The organism is Neisseria sp. CCUG12390 (assembly GCF_047837985.1).
In the GTDB taxonomy this organism is placed as follows: domain Bacteria; phylum Pseudomonadota; class Gammaproteobacteria; order Burkholderiales; family Neisseriaceae; genus Neisseria.
Genome location: NZ_CP181244.1, coordinates 453368 through 475845, shown reverse-complemented (window position 1 = coordinate 475845; position 22478 = coordinate 453368). Strand labels below are relative to the sequence as shown.

The following is a 22478-nucleotide window of genomic DNA, read 5'->3' as shown; positions in this document are numbered from 1 at the left end:
CCTTATTATTTTCCAAGCAATTTACGCATTAGACGCTGTAACAAACCACGTGGCTGCTCTTGAGACGGACCAGCAACTTTTTCAGCATCTTTCACCATTTTGCTGTCTGGCACATTACTGCTCACATCTACATGCTCATTGATACTTGACTCACTAGACTGAGCTGTATATTCACTATCAGTAGCCAAAAACCCAGTCACCGATGTTGCAGCTAAATAATTCAGAATATCCGGCATTTCTAAAGGCATAACCTTATACAGAATATTCAAGTTAACCGATGTTTTGGTCAAAAATGCAGACAGTCTCATTGATTCAGGAACATGAGCTAAACGGGTCAAATTTGGCCATCGCTTTAAAGTAAAAACTGTTTGCGGAGTCATCGGATAAATCAAACGGCCTTGTGCGGTCCAAATTGCCATCTGCCACAAACAAGACATAATAGTAACTTTAGCTTTTTCCTTCCATTGCGGATTATCTGGCACGGCCTTGCAGACGACAACAAGATTGTCATCTTTACATAATCTTTCCAGCTCGCCGGCACTAACGGTCAGTAACACGCGTTGAATACTAGGAAATACAATCAATACCGGCTTCCCCTGATGCAATACGGCAATATCTTGATGACCTTGACTAGCAAATTTTAACGCACCCAATAATCCTTTTTGAGGATTAAAGCGGCGAATCGTAGCTTTGCGGGTTCCGTCTGCTTGCGTCTGACCTGCCTCCTGACTGGAGGTAATGCCGTCTGAAACAGTAAAAATATTCCCCCCTTGTGACAAGCTTCGCAAGATCGGAAATAATGTATCGAATTTAATAGGCTTAGGCAAATATGGTGTAGTTACCTTTGGTTCAAATGAAGAAAACATTGCAACCGGAGTATCAGCATAAGCTGCAACAGCTTCCTGCCATACCTGCATCCCCTTTTCCGAATCCGTATCAACCAAGATCAAATCAGGTTTTTCATTTGATTGAGGTGTAACAATCTCATAATTGGTCGTATTATGCATTTTGAAAGCCATACGAAACACAGCTTCCTGCTGTTCACCCACTTCTTGCAACATAACCCGTATGGTTTTAATTTTAGGTAACAAATCTTCCATGTATTGGTACTCACTAAACTTATTTTATTTTTTAGAATGTTGGTTCACACGCTGCAATAAGCGACTCATAGCCAAAACAACTTCTTCCGGCAATGTAACAACCCGCTCTCTTAATAAACGCAAAAATTGCTCCAAACGCGCCCAATCTTCTGCTCTTTCGTACAGGTCAAACAACATAACATAAAGCTGAGACTCTTTTGGATATTGCAGAACCGCCTGCTCTAAAGTTCCGATTGCCTGATCCAATTGGCCATACATCAACAGCGATTCCACCTCTTTTAATGCTTCCTCTGCCGGAGAAGACTGAGCATTGATGATAGAAGAATCTTTTTGAACCAAATCCCTATATTTAGACTTCATTTGCAAAGCAGTAGGCTGCAAATAACCGCGTTGCAAACCGATTTCCCGTAATTTCTGCTCACTAGGGCTTTTCTCCAAATCATCAAAAAGCTCATGATAACCCAAGCTATATCCCCAACCCAGCATTCGCTCTTTTACTTGGCGACCATACTGTCCCAAAGAGTGATAAAGCTTCCATAAGTGCTTGGCAAACTGCCCCACTTCTTCATTTTGGTAATCCAGTTTTAATGCATCAATGATTAAGCTGGCCGGCTTATTAGAATTGTGAATAGCACGATTGTATTGTTCGACAGCAGTTTGATAATCAACCTTATCTCTCAAAATTTTGGCACTTTGCTCAGGTTTTACAAAACCAATGACGGCATTTAACTCTTCCGGAGTGATATTACCAAACTCTTTTTTACCTAAGACAATAGGTACGCGCTTTGACATTTCCTGATCATCGTGCCGTCCCACAGAATCAATGGTCAAGACAGGTTGGCTACTTGAAATGTTGTCCTCCAGGCCGGTCTTCTCACCAATCTGGCGTGCTACTTCCTGTATATTCCAACCTAATTTTCCTTCTGCCAATACACGTAAATGCAAATGGGTAGGCTCAGCCATCAAACCTAATTTGACATACTCAACAAAACTGTCTTCTGGCAATGCCGAACCATGCCGGTCAAGCGTCTCTGCGAGCATATCGATATTACCAACTCGCAGATTCAGGCCGACCAGCTCATGAACCAACTTTTCAGGCGCACCATCTGACAGACCGTTTAAATAGCCAGCCAAGGACTCTGCTGCCTTACTTTCGTATCCAAATTGTTTGTATACTTGATATTCTGTTAATGGATCAACTTCTTGAGCGGAAACAGACGCCGTAGAAGTACTACCGGCACTCTCCGTACCCCACTCCCAATCTTGGCTGTCAGCGGTCGAAACAGACTGATTGACCTTATCCATCCAATCAGCACCCTCTGCACCGTCTTCTAATTGATTTGGTTGATGGTTTTGTAGCGACAGCTTAGCAGCTTTGCCTGTTTTTCTTGCTGCAGTACCGCCCTGTTTATAGCGGACAAATAACAATACCAGCAACAAAAGTGCCAGTAAAATAATTAAAAGCGAATAATTCAAGAACACCTCCCAATGATGTGAACAACACATCACACTACCAATGTATTTAGTACGCCCAGTATACAGATTTTATGTTTGATACCAGAACATGTTATCCCCAAGGCTGATTATGATAACATGATTTACTAGATAATTATACGAAATCACGTTTTCAGGCATGCCTTATTGAATTGCCTTGCCATTCAAACACACCGATGGATTCAATATGGGCAGTTTGCGGAAACATATTTATCACACCGGCAGACTTAAAAACATAGCCTTTTTCAACCAAAACAGCAGCATCACGTGCAAATGTAGCCGGATTGCATGATACATAAACTATCAACTTGGGCAAATAAGGATAATGTAGCGATTTGACGACAGCATAAGCACCACTACGCGGCGGATCAATCAGCATTTTGTCAAAAAATCCCCAAGAAGCAAGTTTTTCCCTGTCTGTTTCAAATAAATCATCCGCAAAAAAATACCCCTGCTCTCCACAATCGTTTTCATACATATTTTTCCGCGCACGCTCTACCAGATGCTCTGCACCTTCAATGCCAACAACTTTAGCACCGCATTTTGCCATAGGTAAGCTGAAATTACCCAAGCCGCAAAATAAATCGGCAATTCTCTCTCCCGAACGGATATCCAGCAGTTTGATTGCCCGAGCCACCATCAATGCATTCAAATCAGCATTGATTTGGGTAAAATCTCCCGGACGATAAGGCATAGTCAGACCGAATTCCGATAAATTATAAGACAAGCCAGGCAGAGATTCGGGATAAAATTCCTTGGCCCCCTCCTTGCCATATTGCGTCCAAATTTGCCAGCTTTGTGTCTTAGAACTTAACAAAACTTCATCAAACCATTTTTTCAACTGTTTTTTCGTCTTCTCAGACGGCCTTTCAGCAAAATATAGATTCACAACTGTCAATTTTTTATCACTGTAAAATTCAATGAATTTTACTGATACTCCCGAATCTGCCAACGCTTGCAATAATGTTTTAACAGCCGGGATCTGTACCGAAACATGGCGGGGCAATATCATGCACGAGGCAATATCCACCACATTACGGCTTCGCTTAGCCTGAAAACCCAATTTAACACGACCGGACGAACATATCTCTACGCTCAACCGGGCACGGTCACGGTAATGCCACGGCACAGCATAAATTGGCGGCAGAATTTGCTGAGGGAACACTTTACCGATGCGCATCAACTGTTCCTCCCAGACTCTCTGCTTAAAAGCCACCTGCGCACTCGGCTCGATATGCTGCAACGCACAGCCTCCACATGTATCAAAATAGCAACATTTCGGTAATACACGCTCTCCTGACGATTTCAGAACAATTTCGACATCAGCCTCGTCAAACTGTTTTTTGGATTGAGTAACACGGAAACTGACCGTTTCAGACGGCATAGCGCCTTTAATAAAAACAGTTTTCCCGCTATGGTCGCGTGCCACGCCGCGTCCTTCATAATCCAAAGAGAAAATGTCAACAACATTATTTGATTCTTTATGATTAGCCATTCCCATACTGCCTCAATACTTATCTCAAGCAACCGCTCGCTGCCGATTCACTACCGAAAGCGCATATTTTCCCACAAATACGCCTATATTAAGGTATGATTTGCCGAAATTACCTTTTAACCCTTTGTAAAAATAAGCATAAATACATGAAAAAAATCAGCTTGAGTTTATTTACACTGACATTAACTACAACGGCATTTGCCAACACACCACTGCCCGATGTTTCTCCGTCAACCGAAGGACAGCACGTTTTTATCAATATTCCCCAACAGCGTCTGTTTCTATATACCAACGGCAAACTGACGAAAGCCTATCCTGTCGCGGTCGGTAAAGCCATGACTCAGACCAACTTGGGTGAACATAAAATCGGCGTCAAAGCCTTTAATCCGACTTGGCACATTCCAAAATCCATTCAAAAGGAGCGTGGCGACAACGTCAAAACCATCCCTCCCGGCCCCGATAATCCTTTGGGCCCTGTATTTGTGCGTCTCGGCGATCCCAAATTGGGACTGGGCATTCACGGAACCAACGCTCCGTCCAGCGTCCCCGGGGTACGCAGCCACGGCTGTGTGCGCATGAAATCTCCTGATGCATTGGAATTTGCCAAATCAATTTCCACAGGTTCTCCTGCCCATGTGATTTACCAGATGGCAACGTTAAATGAAGACGCCAACCAAAATCTGTGGCTCGCCGCCTATCGCGACCCCTATAATAAGAAAAATCTGGATACTGCCGCATTAAAGAAAAGTATCGCCGCTTGGGCACAAGCACACGGTAAAAACATTAACACCAAGCGTGTTGATGCTATTCTGAAAAACCGTACCGGACAAGCTAACTGTCTGACCTGTGCCAAAGGAGTGAAGCTCAAAGGCCCGCTTAAATCCCTTGCATGGACAGCCGGATCATCTGCATACAGCAAACCGAAGGCCATGCCGAAACCGGCTCCAGTCAAAAACGACGTTTTACCGTCCGGTTCGGAAATTGAAATTGATGCCGGTGATGACGCAGCAAAAACCGTAGTACCGAAACCGGTTGCACCTCAAAATACCACGCCGGTCGAACCAACCAATATTCCAGCGTCTGCGGTATACACACCTACACCCAAACCTGCTCCGAGCTACATCCCTACCCCTGCTTACCCGACGCAGGAAATTCCGGCTGATAGCGAACCGACCGAATTATTGTTCTGACATTATAACCATTAAAGCCGTCTGAAAAGAAAGCTCGAGCAATCCTTTTCAGACGGCCTTTTGTATTTTAACCGACTCAAAAAATATATTATATAGATATCCCCATTATCCGCAGAATAATCGATTTATCCAACCCGCCCTTTTCAGACGGCCTGCAAAGTCTTAAACTACCCGACTATCAAACCTATAATTGGAGATTCTTGATGCATTCCAAAATCAAAGTCGGCATTGTCGGAGCAACCGGTTATACCGGCGTCGAACTTTTGCGCCTATTGAGTACCCATCCTCAGATCGAAGTGACTGCCGTCACCAGCCGAAGCGAAGCCGGCATCTCTCTTGCCGATTATTTCCCAAGTTTACGCGGAATCTACGATTTAGCCTTCCAAACCCCTGATGAAGCAAATCTCGACCAATGTGATGCGGTATTTTTCGCTACACCCAACGGCGTTGCAATGAAAGAAGCTCCCGAATTATTGAAAAAAGGCGTACGGATTATCGATTTATCTGCCGATTTCCGCATCCAAGATATTCCGACTTGGGAACAATGGTACGGCATGGCGCACGCTTGTCCTGATGTCGTCCGTCAGGCCGTTTACGGCTTAAGTGAGATGAACCGTGACGCCATTGCAAAAGCGCAAATTGTGGCTAACCCGGGGTGCTATCCGACCTGTGTATCCTTACCGTTGCTGCCTTTATTGCAACAAGGCCGCCTGAAAACCGGTATGCCTTTAATTGCAGATTGCAAATCAGGCGTTTCCGGCGCAGGCCGAAAAGGTAATGTCGGCTCATTACTCTGCGAAGCCGGCGATAACTTCAAAGCCTACGGTATAGGCGGCCACCGACACTTGCCGGAAATCAAGCAGACCATCAGCGACTTACAACCCGATATCGCCGAAAGCTTCGTTTTTGTTCCGCACTTGACACCGATGATTCGCGGCATGCACGCTACTGTTTACCTTCACCTGCAAGACAACATTGACCCGTACGAAATCTTGAGTGGTTTTTATCAGGACAGCCCTTTTGTTGATGTGATGAAACCGGGTTCAACTCCCGAAACCCGCAGTGTGCGTGGCGCCAATATTTGCCGCATCAGCATCCAAAAAGCTCCTCAAAGCCCGGTATGGATTGTACTGTCGGTCATTGACAACTTGGTTAAAGGTGCAGCCGGCCAAGCCGTACAGAACATGAACATCATGTTCGGTTTTGACGAACGATTGGGTCTGCAATCTGCACCTTTACTGCCTTAATTCCTTAATCATCTGTTTTATCAAGCCAAAGGCCGTCTGAAATTGCTGCATACTTTCAGACGGCCTTTGGTTTTACTGCGGTTTCTACTGTTTAATTGCTTGGATTTTCAATCGATTTATTCGTAAACCACACCTGCTACGAATTCTTTTTCACTAAAACCGCCATATTGCTGCTCCCAATCATGTGACGCTTCAACGATATCACATTCACGCGCAAACTTACGCTGTTTGATATTCATTTGTTCTACATGAATATGTCCCAGCTGCTCGCATTCCAAAGCCGACAACGACACATTAGCCGATTGCGCTGCCGAATAGCTTACCGGAAAAGCAATCAAAGCAACGATAACTGCGGCAAGAGCCAACCAAGTATTTCTGCGATAGTTTGTCATTTTGATTCCTTTTAATTTAACTTAACTAAAACAACTTTATTTATCAAAATAATACCGTTTACCGATTAACATACTAAGATTAAATTTACCGACTGTGCGGATGTGCCATAAAATGAATCCACAGTCTAAAAAGTGTGAACCCAGGATAAGCTCAAAAGCAGCCAAACTTCATTTAATCTATCATTTCTTACATGGTACTAAGAAAAAATAAAAAATGCAACGATTTTTCTTAGTTTAAGTAATTTTTTTCTTACATAATTGAAAAAAATGAAGTAAAATACAAGTAATCAATCGATGTATACTTAAAACCACACTTTCAAACAAGGATTATTATGAATACTTTTAAAGAGCGATTAGCTTTTCTATGGAAAGGCGAAGCCAAACAGGCCAAGATTGCTGCCGATATTGACATGACCATCGCCGGTTTCAGCCGTATCTGGAATGAAGGCGGCCTACCCAAATCCGAAACTTTAAAAAAAATCAAACAATTAAAAGGTTGCAGTATTGACTGGCTGCTTACCGGAGAAGGTGAACCTTTCCCCGACCAAACTGCGCCCAATACGACTGCCTACGATACACTCGGCAATCCGGTTGACGTCGAAGAATTTATTTTCGTACCACGTTACGACATCCAAGCCGCAGCAGGTCACGGCCAGCTGGTCGGCGATGAAAAACCCGTCTTTACTATGGCATTCCGCCGCTATTGGATTGAAAACTATGTCACACGTGATACTAAAAATTTATCGGTCATCTCCGTCAAAGGCGACTCGATGGAAGGCGTGTTGAATGATGGCGATTCCATTCTGATTAACCACAGCGAAACGACTCCGCGTGACGGACTGTATGTTTTGCGTCTCAACGAAAACCTGTTGGTCAAACGGTTGCAGCTGATGCCCGGCGGCATTGTGAATGTCATTTCCGCAAACGAAGCCTATCCCACTTTTGAAATCGATTTAAAACATCTGGGAGAAGATATTTCTATTATTGGCCGCGTGGAGTGGTTTGGACGTAATATCTAATTTTTATGCCGGCTATTGAATTTTAAGTACTTGTCCCAACTTGCTTAACTGGAAGGTTTGCGCGACAATATACATAACATTCATATAAAAGGAATCACATCATGTCAGACGAAAGCCCTATTCTCTTTACAGACAGCTGCTGCACCAAAGTGGCTGATTTAATTGCCGAAGAAAATAACCCCGAACTCAAACTGCGCGTTTTTGTAAATGGCGGCGGTTGTTCCGGCTTCCAATACGGTTTTACTTTCGATGAGATCAAAAACGACGATGATTTCGAAATCGAAAAAAACGGTCTAACCTTTTTGGTTGATCCGATGAGCTATCAATATTTGGTCGGCGCAGAAATCGACTATACCGAAAGCCTACATGGTTCGCAGTTTGTTATCCGTAATCCAAATGCCGAAACAACCTGTGGCTGCGGTTCATCATTTTCAGTCTAAGCATCTGATGCAGGGAATTCAATCAAGTATATAATACGAAGCCGTCTGAACTTTCAGACGGCTTCTATCATTTACTTTCAAAATCAGGGCTGCTCTTGTATAATTTTCCCCATGGTAAAATAATTAACAATCATAAATATATTGTAATAAATTATCATTATAAAAAAATATTTGAATGAAGATTTGCCATTATTGGCAAAACCAAATATACCAATCTATCACATCAGGCTACTTTAACCTTGGAAATTACCCTTTATCAGTAAACCGAGACAATCATAGCCATCAACCGTTATACTGACCGTAAAAAACTAGATAGCTTTCTGATAATACACAGCCAATAAAAACTCAATAAGCTGTTTTATCAATATCTAAATGAGATGCCCGATGAATCCAAAACAAAAACTTTATGATGTCTACGTTTCTTATCCGCCCGGCGCTGATCGGGAACGCATCAATTCCTGCCTATATGATAATCTGAAAACAGCTGAAGCTGACGATTTGGTTCAAGCATTGGCTGAACGTCCTCAAGCGATTATTGCAGAAAACTGTACCCAAGAAGAACGCGAAAATGCCCAATATTACTTCAACTATTTGGGTTTGGATGTTATCGTTCGCCAATCACTCGAGCTGGTACCCAATTCATCTCAACTTCCCGAAGAAGAAGTACCGGAAATCAAACAATGTCCGGTATGCATGAGTATTATCGAAGATGCCAGAGAACCAAACTGTAAGGTCTGTGACTTTCAATTTGCGACTGCCAATCCGCAAACCATCAATCGTAAACGTATCGAATGGCAGGAAAAGTTAGCCTTTGAGCACAAGAAACAAGCAGAAATTGCCCAAAAGCTCAAACAAGACCAAGAACGCGAAGAAAAACTCTTACGCAAACAAATCCGTGCCGAATTAGAAGAAAAACTTCGTCACGAATTAGGAAAAAACCCTGATTTGATTACACTTGTAGCCAAACGGAAAATGATTTTAATCGGTATCTCAGCCTTTCTTGCGATGATATTCTTGGTCGGCATAGGTTATTTAGCCGCAAAATACTTATAACTGAACCACATCAACGGCAAAATATCCTGGCACCTTAATTATATTTGCATCAGTATCCTTAAAAGCCGATGCCGTCTGAAAAAATTTTTAGACGGCATCGGCTTTTGTTACAGCTAAATTATTTGGCCTCGCCAACAGGAATCGAACCTGTATTTTACGCTTAGGAGGCATACGTTCTATCCGTTGAACTATGGCGAGTATACTAAACTTTTCCGGCGATAAATGACAATATTCCCGCCGCAATCAACGGCCCTACCGGAATACCGCCGAAAAAAGCAACACCGGCAATAGTGCCGATTAATAATCCGGTAACTAAAATCGGCTGAGTACTCATCAAGGGCACGCCGTGTCCGGCAATCCACGCTACAAAAATACCGACTGTAACCGCAGCCAGCATTTTGAAATTCACAAATTCCGCAAAGCCGGGTAGCTGGACTCTCCCTGAAACCAGAGGACTTAATACACCGATGGTCAAGAAAATAATACCGACGCTTAAGCCGTATTTTTCCGCCAAAGGGATGTATTTTACCAGCGCAGTCTGCTGCATCAGCAATAATACAATTGCCGAAATCGTAATCGAGTTATTGTTGCTTAATACCCCGAGCAAGATCAACGCCACCAGAAAAAGCGGGATGAAACTAAAATTCATATCGCTCTCTTTTTATTTATTAAGACACGCGCGCCAAAGATTCTTCGGCAAGCTGGCGCATGGCTTCGGTAATTTCGCTTTGAGGCAGCAGGCTCAAACACGCAACTGCTTTTTCAACTGCTTTCCGTGCCTCGCTTACTGAATAATGCAAGGCATCCGAGTTAACTACATGATGATGAATTTTCTCGAAATAGCTGCGGTCGGCATTTTCCAAAGCATGACGCACATCACCGGCCGCCTGCTCCGAACCGTTTTGCATCAGATAAATCAATGGCAGAGTTGGCTTGCCTTCAGCCAAATCATCGCCGACATTTTTACCGATTTCTTCGGTCTCGCCCGAATAATCCAACACATCATCAATAATTTGGAAGGCCGTACCGACATACATGCCGTAATCTTTCAACGCCTGCTCCTGTTCCGGCGTAGCCTTGCCCAAAATCGCACCGACTTGCGCGGCCGCTTCAAACAGCTTGGCGGTTTTATACTGGATGACCTGCACATATTCGGCTTCAGTGATATCGGTATTACCGATATTCATCAGCTGCATCACTTCACCTTCGGCAATGATATTGGTCGCATCCGCCATGACTTCCAAAATCTTCATACTGCCTGAGCCTACCATCAGCTGGAATGCACGGGTATACAAAAAGTCACCTACCAACACCGCCGCTGCATTGCCGAATAAGTTATTGGCGGTTTTACGGCCACGGCGCAAATCACTCTCATCCACTACGTCATCATGCAGCAGCGTGGAAGTATGGATAAACTCCACCATTGCCGCCAACGAATAGAGCTTCTCATCGTCATAACCTACCGCCTTACCTGCCAAAATCGTGATAATAGGACGCAACCGTTTACCGCCTGCGCTGATGATGTAGGTTCCGATTTGGGAAATCAGCGCCACATCCGACTGAACGGCTTGGTTAATCACAACATTGACTTTGGCTAAATCGTCAGGCAGGTGACGTTGGAAATAAGGCAGGTTTTCAAGCATGGCCGGAATTTCTAGGAATTAAAAGTGAGTGTTGCATAAAAATATCATATCCAACGGGCGATTATAGCAGCAAAGACTGTTTCACACACCTTTCAGACGGCATTTTCATCTTAATAGAAATAAACTTTGACAAAACAGCAAAATATACATAAAATTTAGCGTTTCGCACATGGAGTGCGAATGATTTAACCATTATTCTCATGGAGTTGAGTATGTACGCGGTCGTAAAAACCGGCGGTAAACAATACAAAGTTACCGTTGGCGAAAAATTAAAAGTAGAACAGATACCAGCCGAACTCGACAGCCAAATCGAACTGAACGAAGTTTTGATGATTGCTGACGGCGAGTCTGTAAAAGTAGGCGCACCTTTTATCGAAGGCGCAAAAGTAACAGCTAAAGTAGTGGCTCACGGCCGTGGCGAAAAAGTCCGCATTTTCAAAATGCGCCGCCGCAAACACTACCAAAAACGCCAAGGCCACCGCCAAAATTTCACCCAAATCGAAATCGTGGCAATCGCCTGATTTAACACAAGTTTAGGAGTATTAAACATGGCAAGTAAAAAAGCAGGCGGCAGCACCCGCAACGGTCGCGATTCAGAAGCCAAACGCTTGGGCGTGAAAGCCTATGGCAGCGAGCTGATTCCGGCAGGCTCTATCATCGTTCGCCAACGCGGCACCAAATTCCACGCCGGCGACAACGTAGGCATGGGCAAAGACCACACTTTGTTTGCTAAAGTTGACGGTTACGTCGAATTCAAGACCAAAGGCGCATTAAACCGCAAAACCGTAAGCATCCGTCCTTATACCGGTTCTGAAGAGTAATCTTTTGAAAAATCCGCTTCTCAAATGAGAAGCGGATTTTTTATCCGACTTACCGCTTCTCTTCTCTCATATTAAATTCCGTTAAATATTCAGCCCTTCTTCCCTTTAAATCCCACATCTGCATACCGCCAATTGACATACATTAAAACCGAAGTAAAAAATCGCATATCACATGCATCTCTACTTTATCCCATAAACGATTTTGCTATAATCCCATAAATCACGGATTATCCGCCAACCGTTACAACGCCAGCAAAGGCCGTCTGAAAATAATCCGAATCCCTCAATCATAAAGGATGCCCCATGAGTTTATACAGCGATATTCTCGTCGTCGGCGCAGGTCCGGCCGGTCTCAGCTTTGCCGCAGAACTGGCAGGCAGCGGTTTAAAAGTGACCCTCATCGAACGCAGCCCGGTGGAAGTTTTGCAAAACCCTCCATACGACGGTCGGGAAATCGCGCTCACCCATCTTTCACGCGAAATCATGCAGCGTTTGGGCATGTGGGAACGGATTCCGGCAAACGAAATTTATCCTTTGCGCGATGCCAAAGTCTTAAACGGCCAATCCGATTACCAGCTCCATTTCCCTCAACCCACCCAAGCACGTGGCGAACCAGCCGACTGCTTAGGCTACCTGATTTCCAACCACAATATCCGCAAAGCCGCCTATGAAGTGGTTGCCACGCTCGACAACGTAACCATCCTGACCGATACCAATGTCAAAGATGTCAAAGTTTCTGATCAAGAAGCACAAGTCATTCTTGAAAACGGCGACATTCTGACCGCACGTCTGCTCTTGGCCGCCGACAGCCGTTTCTCACAAACCCGCCGGCAATTAGGCATTTCATCCGATATGCACGATTACAGCCGCACCATGTTTGTCGGCCGCATGAAACACACCTTGTCAAACGACCATACCGCCTACGAATGCTTCCACTACGGCCGTACCATCGCCTTATTGCCGCTGGAAGAACACATCACCAACACCGTCATTACCGTCGATGCCGACAAGACCGATTCCATCAAAGCATTAAGCAACGAAGAATTGGCCGCCATGGTAAAAGCCCAGCTGAAAGGCCGTTTGGGCGATATGGAAGTCGTCAGTACCTTCCACAGCTACCCCCTAGTCGGCATGATTGCCCAACGCTTTTACGGCAAACGCAGCGCATTAATCGGCGATGCCGCCGTCGGTATGCACCCCGTCACCGCACACGGCTTCAACTTAGGCTTATCCAGCGCCGACATTTTGGCCAAACTGATTTTAGAAGCCGAGCAGCGCGACCAAGACATCGGCTCAAGTACCCTGCTGGAAAAATACAACACCAAACACATGCTCCATGCCCATCCGATTTATCACGGCACCAACATGCTGCTGAAGCTCTTTACCAACGAAACCGCCCCGGCCAAAATCCTGCGCGGCTTGGTATTGCGCGCCAGCAATAACTTTCCGCCGATTAAGAAACTGATTACCAAACAGTTGACCGGCTAGCAAAATCAGTTTCTTATTCTGCCATTTAGTATTCATACACAAAACAGGCCGTCTGAAATTTTCAGACGGCCTGTTTGATGAAACGGCAATACTTTTTCAATGAAATGATTCGGGGCTACCAGTTGACGCTGACGGCTTTGTTTCCTAACTGTTTTTCCAGTTCTTCGAATAATTCCGCGCTGGCGGTTATGCTCCATTTCGACGGGATTTTCAGACGGCCTGAGGCTTGGCCGTTGCTGTAGGAGAGCAGCAGCGGAATATGCGGCGTGTCGGGCAGGTGCGCGGCGGCAAGGGTTTGCGCCAGCTTGGGAATGTCGTGTTCGGGGCGCAGAGCCAGGCTCAGGCTGCGGGCGTAGTTTTGGCGTGCCATTTGCAGCGTCATGACTTGGTTGGCCATGATGCGCAAACCGTCGCCGCCGCCGTAATCGTCGCGGCTGACTTTGGATTCGATAATCAGCACTTGGTCGGCTTTCAAAATACCGGCGCATTGCTCCAATGTTTGGCCGCTGATCATGATTTCCACTTGGCCGCTCAAATCTTCCAGCGTGACAAATGCCAGTTTGCCGCGCTTGCCCATCATGGTGCGCACCGATGTCACGAATCCGGCCAGGCGCACGCTGTCTTGCGGTTTCAGACGGCCTAATCTGGTCGGGGCGATTTGGCGCACTTCTTCGGCATAAGGGCCGAACGGATGGCCGGACAAATAAAAGCCGATGACGGTTTTTTCTTCGGCGAGTTTTTCCGATTCGCTCCACATGGCGGCGTCAACCAGTTTTACGGGGTCAATCGCGTCGTCCATCATGTCGAACAGGCCGCCCTGATTGGCGTTGGCCGCTTTTTGGTCGGCATTGCCCATCGCCAAATCGATGTTGGCCAGCAACATGGCGCGGTTGGGTTCGACGCTGTCGAACGCGCCGCCGCGGATGAGGGCTTCGAGCGTGCGGCGGTTCATGTGGTCTTTACCGACGCGCTCGCAGAAATCCAGCAGGCCGGTGAATTTTCCGCCTGCTTCGCGTGCGGCAATGATGGACTCAACCGCCGCTTCGCCCGTGCCTTTAATCGCGCCTAAGGCATAGCGGATTTTTCGGTCGGCATACGGGGTAAAGCGGTAGTCGGACGCGTTAATATCCGGCGGCAGGAAGGAGATGCCGTTGGCGCGTGCGTCGTCGTAGAAATGCTTGAGCTGGTCGGTGTTGTCCAATTCAGACGACATGGTGGCCGCCATAAATTCGGCCGGATAATGCGCTTTGAGCCAGGCCGTCTGATAGGAAATCAGCGCATAGGCGGCGGCGTGGGATTTGTTGAAACCGTAGCCCGCGAATTTTTCCATGTAGTTGAAAATTTCGTCGGATTTTTCGCGCGAGATGCCTTGTTTGGCCGCACCTTCGGCGAAAATCTCGCGGTGTTTGACCATTTCTTCGGGCTTTTTCTTACCCATCGCGCGACGCAGCAAGTCCGCACCGCCGAGCGAATAGCCGCCGATAATCTGCGCCGCCTGCATCACCTGTTCCTGATACACCATAATGCCGTAAGTCGGCTCGAGAATGCCGGCCAGCAACGGATGGATGTATTCGAACGGCTCGCCTTTCATACGGGCGACGAAATCGGGAATATTGTCCATCGGCCCCGGTCGGTAGAGCGAAACGAAGGCAATCAGTTCTTCAAATTTGGTGGTGTGCGCCGTTTTCAGCATTTTTTTCATGCCGGTCGATTCGAACTGGAAGACGGCGGTCGTATTCGCGTCGCGGAAAATCTGATAGGCGGCTTGGTCGTCGAGCGGAATCTTGCCGACATCGACATCTTCGCCGCGCGTTTCTTTGATGAGGTTCTGCGCCATTTCGATGATGGTCAGGTTGCGCAAGCCCAAAAAGTCGAACTTCACCAAGCCCACGTCTTCCACGTCGCCTTTGTCGTACATCGACACGGGCGATGCGGATTCGTCGGCCTGATAAACCGGGCTGAAATCGGAAATTTTACCCGGCGCAATCAACACGCCGCCCGCGTGCATACCCAAGCCGCGCGTCAAATCCTCGAGCTTTTTGGCCAGCTCAATCAGTTCGTCGGCCTCTTCCGCCGCAATCAGTTCGCCGATTTGCGGTTCGGCTTCCATCGCCTTATCCAAACCCAAAGGCTTGTTGGCCTCCAGCGGAATCAGTTTAGACAGGCGGTCGCACAGGCCGAACGGCAGTTCCAACACGCGCCCCACGTCGCGGATGACGGCTTTGGACGACATCGTGCCGAACGTTACAATCTGGCTGACCGCCTCTGCGCCGTATTTTTCGCGCACATATTCAATCACGCGGCCGCGGTTCGCTTGGCAGAAGTCCACGTCGAAGTCGGGCATGGAGACGCGCTCGGGATTCAGAAAACGCTCGAACAGCAGCGCATATTTCAACGGGTCAAGGTCAGTAATTTTCAGCGAATACGCCACCAGCGAACCTGCGCCCGAACCGCGTCCCGGCCCGACGGGGCAGCCGTTGTTTTTCGCCCAGTTGATGAAGTCCTGTACGATGAGGAAATAGCCGGGGAAGCCCATCTGAATGATGATGTTCAACTCAAAATCCAAACGCGCCTGATATTCGGGCATTTTTTGCGCGCGCTCGGCTTCGTCGGGATAAAGCTGAGCCATGCGCTCGTGCAGGCCTTCGTTGGACAATACGGTCAGGTAATCGTCCAAACTCATGCCGTCGGGCGTAGGGAATTGCGGCAGGAAGTTTTTGCCTAATGTAATGTGCAGGTTGCAGCGTTTGGCAATCTCTACCGTGTTTTCCAACGCTTCGGGCAAATCGGCGAAACGCGCCGCCATTTCCTGCGGATCGATGAAATACTGGCTCGGCGAAAATTCGCGCGGGCGTTTTTTGTCGCTCAACACCCAACCGCCGGCCACGCACACGCGCGCTTCGTGGGCATTGAAATCGTCGCGGCTCATGAATTGGGTCGGATGCGTCGCCACCACCGGCAAATCCAGTTCCTCCGCCAGAGCCACGCTGCCCGATACGGCAGTCTCCCATTCGGGGCGTTCCGGCAGGCGTTGCAATTCCAGATAAAACGCGTTCGGAAACCAAGCCGCGTATTTTTGCGCCGCCGCTTTGGCCGCTTCGGCATGACCGTTCAGCAGATTCACGCCCACTTCGCCGTAATGCGCACCCGACAAGCAAATCAGGCCGCTGTTGTCGCCGTCGGCCAGCCAGCTTTGGCGCAATTCGGCGTGGTCGACATTGCGGTCTTTGCCCACATAAGCGGCAGTCAGGAGTTCGCTCAGGCGCAGGTAGCCCGCGTCGTTGCGGATAATCAGCATCGCGCGGAACGGCTTTTCCGGCGCGTCGGGATTCTCAATCCATACGTCCGCACCGCCGACCGGCTTGATGCCCGCGCCGCGGCAGGCTTTGTAGAATTTCACCAGGCCGAATTCGTTCATCAAGTCGCTCACGCCCAGCGCAGGCAGACCGTATTCCGCCGCTTTGGACACCAGCTTTTTAATCCGCACCATACCGTCGGTAATCGAAAATTCGGTGTGTACGCGCAAAGGAATATAAGTCGGTTGGGTCATGGCAATCTTGTCCGGCAGTCAAACTTGAAAACGGTATTGTAGCAGGGTTTGAAACATCAAAGGCCGTCTGAAAATGTTCAGACGGCCTCAGAAGTCGATCAATCCGTTCCGACTTAGAAAATGCCCATATTCAACAGCCTTTCCTGCCGCATAACGGCAAGCGGTTTGCCGTATTCCGTTTTCAGACGGCCCCGCGATGGCGGACGTGCACATGGCTGCCGTGTATGCGGCCTTCGTGGTCGTAATTGTCCCTGAATCCTTTCAGGATGACTTCGATATTGTTTTCTTTGGCATAGATATTGGCGAAGTCTTCGACCAGTTCCAATACGTCGATGGCGATGTAGGTGGAACGTTCGGCGTTAATCAATACGGTGGAGTCGGGACGGATGTTTTTCAGCGTTTTCTTAATCGCCGCTTTGTTGAGAAACGACACTTCTTCCGACAAAGCCAGCTCGACTACTTTGGCATCGGCCAGCTGTTCGCGGCTGAGGTAGTAGGCACGCTTCATGTTGCCCTGAAGGATGGACAGGATGCTGATGGCCAAACCGATAGCGACGCCTTTGAGCAGGTCGAGCGTGACGACGGCGGCCAGCGTGGCGGCAAAGGGGATGAACTGGTAAAACCCTTTGTGCCAGAAGTGCATGATGGTGGCGGGCTTGGCCAGTTTGTAGCCGATCAGAATCAGCACGGCGGCGAGCGTGGCCAGCGGAATCATGTTCAACACCGCCGGAATCGCCAACACGCACACCAACAGCAAAATGCCGTGGATGACGGTAGCGGTTTTGTGGGTCGCGCCCGCGCTTGCATTGGCGGAAGAGCGCACCACGACCGAGGTCATCGGCAGGCCGCCCATCAGGCCGCTGACAATGTTGCCCAAACCTTGTGCGCGCAGTTCGCGGTTGGTATCAGTAATGCGGCGGTGGGTATCCAGACGGTCGGCCGCTTCGATGCTGAGCAGGGTTTCAATCGAAGCGACCACCGCCATGGTAATGCCCGTTATCCATACCATGCCGTTGCCGAAACCTGAAAAATCGGGCAGGGTCAGCATGTCTTGGATTTCGCTCCAGTTGTCCGGTACGGGAAGCTGCACCAACTGGCCGGCGGGAATTTCCAGACTGCTGCCCGAAGCTTTGAACCATGCGTTCAGACCGATGCCGACGGCCACGGCAATCAGCGCGGCGGGCAGCATTTTGATTCTTTTCAATGCGGGTACCGCATCCCAGCCCAGCAGAATCGCGACGGATACGACGGTAACGACCACCGAGCCGGTATGGATGTTGCCGAGCATGGCGGAAAATTCGCCGATACTGCCGCTACTGCCCAGCGCATAAGGAAGCTGTTTGATAATGATGATGACGCCGATGCCGGCCAGCATGCCTTCAATGACTGCGGAGGGAATGTATTCGGCGATGCTGCCCGCACGCATGAAGCCCAAGACAAGCTGTACCGCACCGGAGATTAATACCGCGCATAAAAAAAGCTCGAACGCGCCGAGCTGTGTGACCGCTGCCAAAACAATTGCCGCCAACCCCGCGGCGGGGCCGGAAACGCTGATGTGCGACGTACTGAATATGCCGATGACGATGCCGCCGACCACGCCGGCGATGATGCCCGACAGCGGTGGCGCGCCGGAAGCCAGCGCGATGCCCAGACAAAGCGGTAAAGCCACCAGAAACACCACCAAACCGGCGGCGAAATTCGACTTCAGCAGCGCGGAAAAAGGCTGTTTTTTCATTGCATTCATTTTTTTATCCGAATCTCGTGTATGTATGTGGGGATGTGCGTATGCCGCAGACGACCGTGCCGTCCGCGGCAAGTATCAACCTGCCTGTAATGCCTTGTTCGCATTGACTACCCATTCGTTGTCGGTCACATCGTAGATTTTGCGGATGTCTCCGGCCAGCGAAGTCAGATCCAGGTTCAGGTCTTTCAGACGGCCTGTGTGCAGGTCGAACACCCAGCCGTGCACAATCGGGTAATGGTCTTCGCGGAAACGTTCCTGAACGCAGGGCATCTTGATGACGTTCAGGCATTGCTCCTGAATGTTCAGTTCGACCAAACGGTTGTAACGCGCGCTGTCGTCGGCGATGGCATCCAACTCTTCCTGATGGATGCGGTACACGTCGCGGATGCCGCGCAGCCACGGGTTCATCATGCCGAAATCCTACGGGCACATCGCCGCATGCACGCCGCCGCAATGGTAGTGGCCGCACACGATGATGTGTTTGACTTTCAGATGGGTGACGGCGTATTCGATGGCGGAGGTCACATTCATATCGATGCCGTTGACCTGGTTGGCCACATTGCGGTGTACGAACACCATGCCCGGGTCGAAACCCATCAGCTCCTCGGCAGTCACGCGGCTGTCGGAGCAGCCGATGTAGAGATACTCGGGCGTTTGCGCTTTGGCCAGCCTGCCGAAATATTCGGGGTCTTGCTGCCGTTTCCGGTTAACCCATTTTTCGTTGTTTTCAAAGATGAATTGGAATGAATCGTCCATGATTTGAGTCCTCTTTAGTGTGTTGTCAAAGCCTGTATCGGAACGATGGTTCCTTGGAAAATGATTCCGGCCGGAATGTCCCCCAGCGGGAATCTGTGCGTATGGTAAGGGGGCTTTGTTGCAGGATGTTTACGTCTGCACGCCCGTTCAGACAGAACCGTATCCGGTTTTTCCACTGCAAAATTAACCGACGTTTCCGCTTTTTCCGTTGCCTGCTGCGGGTGTCCGGCTTATCGGCGAAGGCGGCCGGCCTAAAAAAAGACATCGTAAAGATATGTTTATAATGGAAAATCTTTCCAAACCACAAAAAGCAAGGCCGTCTGAAAAATTTCAGACGGCCTTCGGACAGATACAAATCATTATTCGGGTTCGGCGCAATAAAACGAATACAGCAGCTCAATCATTTTCCCCACGCGCTCATCGGCAATATAATACAGCCGTTCGCGGTGGTTGACTTCGCAGGCAACCAGTCCGGCCTCGCGCAACACGGCCAACTGGCTCGACATCGCGGCTTGCGGCAAACCGGTAATTTGCGCCAACTCGGTCACATTGCGGCGTTGCTCGTGCAGATTGCACAACACAGCCAGGCGGTTGGGATTGGCCAGCAATTTCAAAAAGTCGGCGGCTTGGGCATAAGGCGGGTTTTCGGCGTTCATGATATGGCTTGATGAAAATGTTACGGCATATTTTATCACAACGCCGCCCGGCATCAGGCTGATTTTGCCGTCTGCCGCAACGCCCGGTTCCACGGCATCCGCAGCAGCAGCCTCGCCATACCGCAAAATCCGGTCAAGCCAGCTGTCAGCAAGCCCGCACCCACTATGCCACACAACAGATAAAACCACGGCGACACCAGCCAACCGCCCAACGCGCCTGCCAACGCCAGCGTTCCGGCACCGATTTGCACTTGACGCATCAAATCCAAGGGCTGTTTGCGGTCGAACACGGTGGCGAAACCTGCCGCTTTCCAGCCCTGTATGCCGCGTTCCATGATATACGCTTCTTTTCCGCGAGCCGCCTGCTCCAATACCTCGCTGTTTTGCGCCGTACGCATACCCGATTGGCAATGAAACACCAGCGTAACCGCGGCAGCAGCCGGTTCAGACGGCAAACCGTGGCTGAGTTTATCCAGCGGCACATTTACCGCGCCGTCGATATGCTCGCGCCCGTATTCGGCTGCGCTGCGCACATCGACCAGCACCGCTCCGCCAGCCAGTTTGCGCCGCACTTCATCGGCCGGAATCGTTTGAATTTTCATGGCATTACCTTTTTCAGACGGCCTATTTGCGCACGCAGGTATTCACACCGAGCAGGCTGTACAGGCCGCAAAACGAAAATATGCCCGTGGCCAAAGGCAGAACGCCCAACCAGCCCCACCAGCCGATGGTGCCGGTAGCCGCTGCGACGATTAAAGCCAAACCTAAAATAATACGGATTGCACGATCCACTCCGCCGACATTGCGTTTCATATCTTATTCCTTTCATATTAATTTTTTTAAATGTATTAAAAATATAATATGATAAAACTGCCTTGTCAAGGCCGTCTGAAAAGGTTTCAGACGGCCTCTTGTTTCTGTGAAACGAGTATCCGGTTTTCAAACGGCAGAAATCGGGGTGAAAACGGTTTTCCCAATCAGACGGAAACGTTCGGACGCTTCACATGCCGTGCTACAATAGGCCGTCTGAAAAAAGGAAAACGATATGGAAGCCACGGTTTACTTGGAAGATAACGAATACATCGCCTTGTGCGACCTTTTGAAACTGGCCGGATTGGCCGAAAGCGGCGGACAGGCCAAAGCGTTTATCGCGGAGGGTTTGGTGCGGCGCAACGGCGAAGTCGAAACACGCAAAACCGCCAAAATCCGCGGCGGCGAAGTGATTGAATTTAACGGTGCGGTATTGGACATTGCCGATGGATACGACCCTGAAGACTAAAGCCGAAGCTTTGTTGGGCGAGCCGCTGCTGGACGAACCCGTGCGCCCCGAAAGCTGGGAATGCTGCGGCAGCGATTGCGGCGATGCCTGTATCCAAACCATTTATTGGGACGAAAAAGCACGCTACGATGCGCAACAGAAAAAGCTGCAAGACCTGGATATTTCAAACGGCGGATAAGCCTGTTCCTTTTCAGACGGCCTTGATATGCGCATCAGGCCGTCTGAAACTTCTCTTTTATTTTCACGCAATATTTCTATGATTGACCTTCACTGCCACTCCACCGTTTCAGACGGCCGCCTGTCCCCTGCCGAAGTCGTGCGCCTTGCCCATGCCAACGGCTGTACATTGTTGTCGCTGACCGACCACGACCACACCGGCGGCTTGGCCGAAGCGCGTGCCGAGGCAGATTTGCTCAGCCTGCGTTTTGTCAACGGCGTGGAAGTGTCGGTCACATGGCGCGGGCGCACGATTCATATCGTCGGTCTGGATTTCGACGAACGTGATGAAAAACTGCAAAACCTGTTGGCCGACGTGCGCAAAGGCCGTCTGAAACGTTTGGAAACCATCGCGGAAAAGCTGGCAAAAAAAGGCATTCACGGCGCATATGAAGGTGCATTGGCCTTGGCTGCCAATCCCGAAATGGTCAGCCGAACCCATGTGGCCGAATTTTTAATCAACCAAGGCCATGTGCGCAACAAGCAGCAGGCGTTTACCAAATATTTGGGCGACGGCAAACCCTGTTCGGTCAGACACGACTGGGCGGATTTGGGCGAATGCGTCGCCGCGCTCAACGGCGCAGGCGGAATGGCGGTGATTGCCCACCCGATGCGCTACGATTTGTCGGCCACCGCCAAGCGCAATCTGTTTGAAGAATTCAAATCTCTCGGCGGCGCGGGGATTGAGGTGCACAGCGGCAATTGCAGCAAAAACGACCGTCTGAACTATGCGCTTTTGGCCGAACGCTACGGCCTGCTCGCCAGTGCAGGCAGCGATTTCCACCGCTTAAACGATTTCTCCGGCGGCATTCTCGGCGCGTGCCCCGAACTGCCGGAAAACTGCCGTCCGGTATGGACGCAGTTTCGGCAAACGGTTTCCTGATTACAAACCAAT

Annotated in this window: 22 protein-coding genes, 1 tRNA gene and 1 pseudogene; 11 read left to right on the top strand and 13 right to left on the bottom strand. The window is 49.0% G+C overall.

Annotated elements, in window-relative coordinates; all coding sequences use genetic code 11:
• Positions 1-5: 5 nt before the first annotated feature.
• The 3 genes from ACM67E_RS02305 to rlmD form a co-directional block, all read right to left on the bottom strand.
• Positions 6-1100, bottom strand: coding sequence for a response regulator (locus ACM67E_RS02305; RefSeq protein WP_416192025.1), 1095 nt, complete (start codon positions 1098-1100; stop codon positions 6-8).
• A 24-nt stretch (positions 1101-1124) separates the two neighbouring features.
• Entirely contained in the window at positions 1125-2606 is a 1482-nt protein-coding gene (locus tag ACM67E_RS02300; RefSeq protein WP_416192024.1) for a 23S rRNA methyltransferase, read from the bottom strand.
• 121 nt (positions 2607-2727) lie between these two features.
• On the bottom strand, positions 2728-4089 hold the full coding sequence (gene rlmD, locus ACM67E_RS02295) for a 23S rRNA (uracil(1939)-C(5))-methyltransferase RlmD (RefSeq protein ID WP_416192023.1): 1362 nt from the start codon (positions 4087-4089) through the stop codon (positions 2728-2730).
• A gap of 146 nt (positions 4090-4235) precedes the next feature.
• Between rlmD and ACM67E_RS02290 the strand changes: the two genes are divergently transcribed.
• Positions 4236-5279: a L,D-transpeptidase gene (locus ACM67E_RS02290; protein ID WP_416192022.1), complete on the top strand. Its 1044-nt coding sequence runs from the start codon at positions 4236-4238 to the stop codon at positions 5277-5279.
• A gap of 203 nt (positions 5280-5482) precedes the next feature.
• Positions 5483-6526 (top strand): N-acetyl-gamma-glutamyl-phosphate reductase, encoded by a 1044-nt coding sequence (gene argC / locus ACM67E_RS02285; RefSeq protein ID WP_416192021.1) that lies wholly within the window; start codon positions 5483-5485, stop codon positions 6524-6526.
• A 116-nt stretch (positions 6527-6642) separates the two neighbouring features.
• On the opposite strand, the gene ACM67E_RS02280 is transcribed toward argC, so the two are convergent.
• Positions 6643-6918: a hypothetical protein gene (locus tag ACM67E_RS02280; protein WP_416192020.1), complete on the bottom strand. Its 276-nt coding sequence runs from the start codon at positions 6916-6918 to the stop codon at positions 6643-6645.
• A gap of 332 nt (positions 6919-7250) precedes the next feature.
• Between ACM67E_RS02280 and ACM67E_RS02275 the strand changes: the two genes are divergently transcribed.
• The 3 genes from ACM67E_RS02275 (at position 7251) to ACM67E_RS02265 (ending at position 9430) form a co-directional block, all read left to right on the top strand.
• Entirely contained in the window at positions 7251-7937 is a 687-nt protein-coding gene (locus ACM67E_RS02275; protein ID WP_416192019.1) for a S24 family peptidase, read from the top strand.
• A 101-nt stretch (positions 7938-8038) separates the two neighbouring features.
• Positions 8039-8377, top strand: a complete 339-nt coding sequence (gene erpA / locus ACM67E_RS02270; protein ID WP_095502099.1) for an iron-sulfur cluster insertion protein ErpA — start codon at positions 8039-8041, stop codon at positions 8375-8377.
• 384 nt (positions 8378-8761) lie between these two features.
• Positions 8762-9430, top strand: coding sequence for a hypothetical protein (locus tag ACM67E_RS02265; RefSeq protein ID WP_416192018.1), 669 nt, complete (start codon positions 8762-8764; stop codon positions 9428-9430).
• A 123-nt stretch (positions 9431-9553) separates the two neighbouring features.
• On the opposite strand, the gene ACM67E_RS02260 is transcribed toward ACM67E_RS02265, so the two are convergent.
• The 3 genes from ACM67E_RS02260 to ACM67E_RS02250 form a co-directional block, all read right to left on the bottom strand.
• Positions 9554-9628: transfer RNA gene (locus ACM67E_RS02260), tRNA-Arg, on the bottom strand.
• Between the two features lie 4 nt (positions 9629-9632).
• Positions 9633-10079, bottom strand: a complete 447-nt coding sequence (locus ACM67E_RS02255; RefSeq protein ID WP_416192017.1) for a DUF441 domain-containing protein — start codon at positions 10077-10079, stop codon at positions 9633-9635.
• A gap of 19 nt (positions 10080-10098) precedes the next feature.
• A complete protein-coding gene (locus tag ACM67E_RS02250; RefSeq protein WP_416192016.1) occupies positions 10099-11073 on the bottom strand; it encodes a polyprenyl synthetase family protein in 975 nt (324 codons plus the stop codon).
• A 212-nt stretch (positions 11074-11285) separates the two neighbouring features.
• Here ACM67E_RS02250 and rplU point away from each other — a divergent pair, with 212 nt between their 5' ends.
• From rplU to ubiM, 3 genes are all read left to right on the top strand, one after another.
• Complete coding sequence (rplU, locus tag ACM67E_RS02245; protein ID WP_095503237.1) at positions 11286-11594, top strand: 50S ribosomal protein L21; 309 nt, start codon at positions 11286-11288, stop codon at positions 11592-11594.
• Between the two features lie 27 nt (positions 11595-11621).
• The gene (gene rpmA / locus ACM67E_RS02240) at positions 11622-11894 is read left to right on the top strand and encodes a 50S ribosomal protein L27 (RefSeq protein ID WP_016686478.1); all 273 of its coding nucleotides are present in this window, start codon (positions 11622-11624) and stop codon (positions 11892-11894) included.
• Positions 11895-12197: 303 nt separating this feature from the next.
• Positions 12198-13382 (top strand): 5-demethoxyubiquinol-8 5-hydroxylase UbiM, encoded by a 1185-nt coding sequence (ubiM, locus tag ACM67E_RS02235; protein ID WP_416192015.1) that lies wholly within the window; start codon positions 12198-12200, stop codon positions 13380-13382.
• A gap of 115 nt (positions 13383-13497) precedes the next feature.
• Here the strand turns inward: ubiM and dnaE are convergent, their stop codons facing one another.
• From dnaE to ACM67E_RS02205, 6 genes and pseudogenes are all read right to left on the bottom strand, one after another.
• Entirely contained in the window at positions 13498-16932 is a 3435-nt protein-coding gene (gene dnaE / locus ACM67E_RS02230) for a DNA polymerase III subunit alpha (RefSeq protein WP_416192014.1), read from the bottom strand.
• Between the two features lie 181 nt (positions 16933-17113).
• Positions 17114-18676, bottom strand: coding sequence for a SulP family inorganic anion transporter (locus ACM67E_RS02225; protein ID WP_416192013.1), 1563 nt, complete (start codon positions 18674-18676; stop codon positions 17114-17116).
• 75 nt (positions 18677-18751) lie between these two features.
• Positions 18752-19432: pseudogene (locus ACM67E_RS02220) on the bottom strand (carbonic anhydrase).
• A 359-nt stretch (positions 19433-19791) separates the two neighbouring features.
• Positions 19792-20088 carry an ArsR/SmtB family transcription factor gene (locus tag ACM67E_RS02215; RefSeq protein WP_416192012.1) on the bottom strand — a complete coding sequence of 99 codons (297 nt, stop codon included), beginning with the start codon at positions 20086-20088 and terminating at the stop codon, positions 19792-19794.
• A 53-nt stretch (positions 20089-20141) separates the two neighbouring features.
• Positions 20142-20690, bottom strand: a complete 549-nt coding sequence (locus tag ACM67E_RS02210; RefSeq protein WP_416192011.1) for a rhodanese family protein — start codon at positions 20688-20690, stop codon at positions 20142-20144.
• A 22-nt stretch (positions 20691-20712) separates the two neighbouring features.
• Positions 20713-20901 carry a DUF2892 domain-containing protein gene (locus ACM67E_RS02205; protein WP_416192010.1) on the bottom strand — a complete coding sequence of 63 codons (189 nt, stop codon included), beginning with the start codon at positions 20899-20901 and terminating at the stop codon, positions 20713-20715.
• Between the two features lie 232 nt (positions 20902-21133).
• Here ACM67E_RS02205 and ACM67E_RS02200 point away from each other — a divergent pair, with 232 nt between their 5' ends.
• The 3 genes from ACM67E_RS02200 to ACM67E_RS02190 all read left to right on the top strand — a co-directional run bounded on the left by ACM67E_RS02200 (position 21134) and on the right by ACM67E_RS02190 (position 22466).
• Positions 21134-21367 carry an RNA-binding S4 domain-containing protein gene (locus ACM67E_RS02200; protein WP_416192009.1) on the top strand — a complete coding sequence of 78 codons (234 nt, stop codon included), beginning with the start codon at positions 21134-21136 and terminating at the stop codon, positions 21365-21367.
• Complete coding sequence (locus ACM67E_RS02195) at positions 21345-21545, top strand: hypothetical protein (RefSeq protein WP_416192008.1); 201 nt, start codon at positions 21345-21347, stop codon at positions 21543-21545. The genes ACM67E_RS02200 and ACM67E_RS02195 overlap by 23 nt, the downstream gene beginning before the upstream one ends.
• A 78-nt stretch (positions 21546-21623) precedes the next feature.
• Positions 21624-22466, top strand: coding sequence for a PHP domain-containing protein (locus ACM67E_RS02190; RefSeq protein ID WP_416192007.1), 843 nt, complete (start codon positions 21624-21626; stop codon positions 22464-22466).
• Positions 22467-22478: the final 12 nt, after the last annotated feature.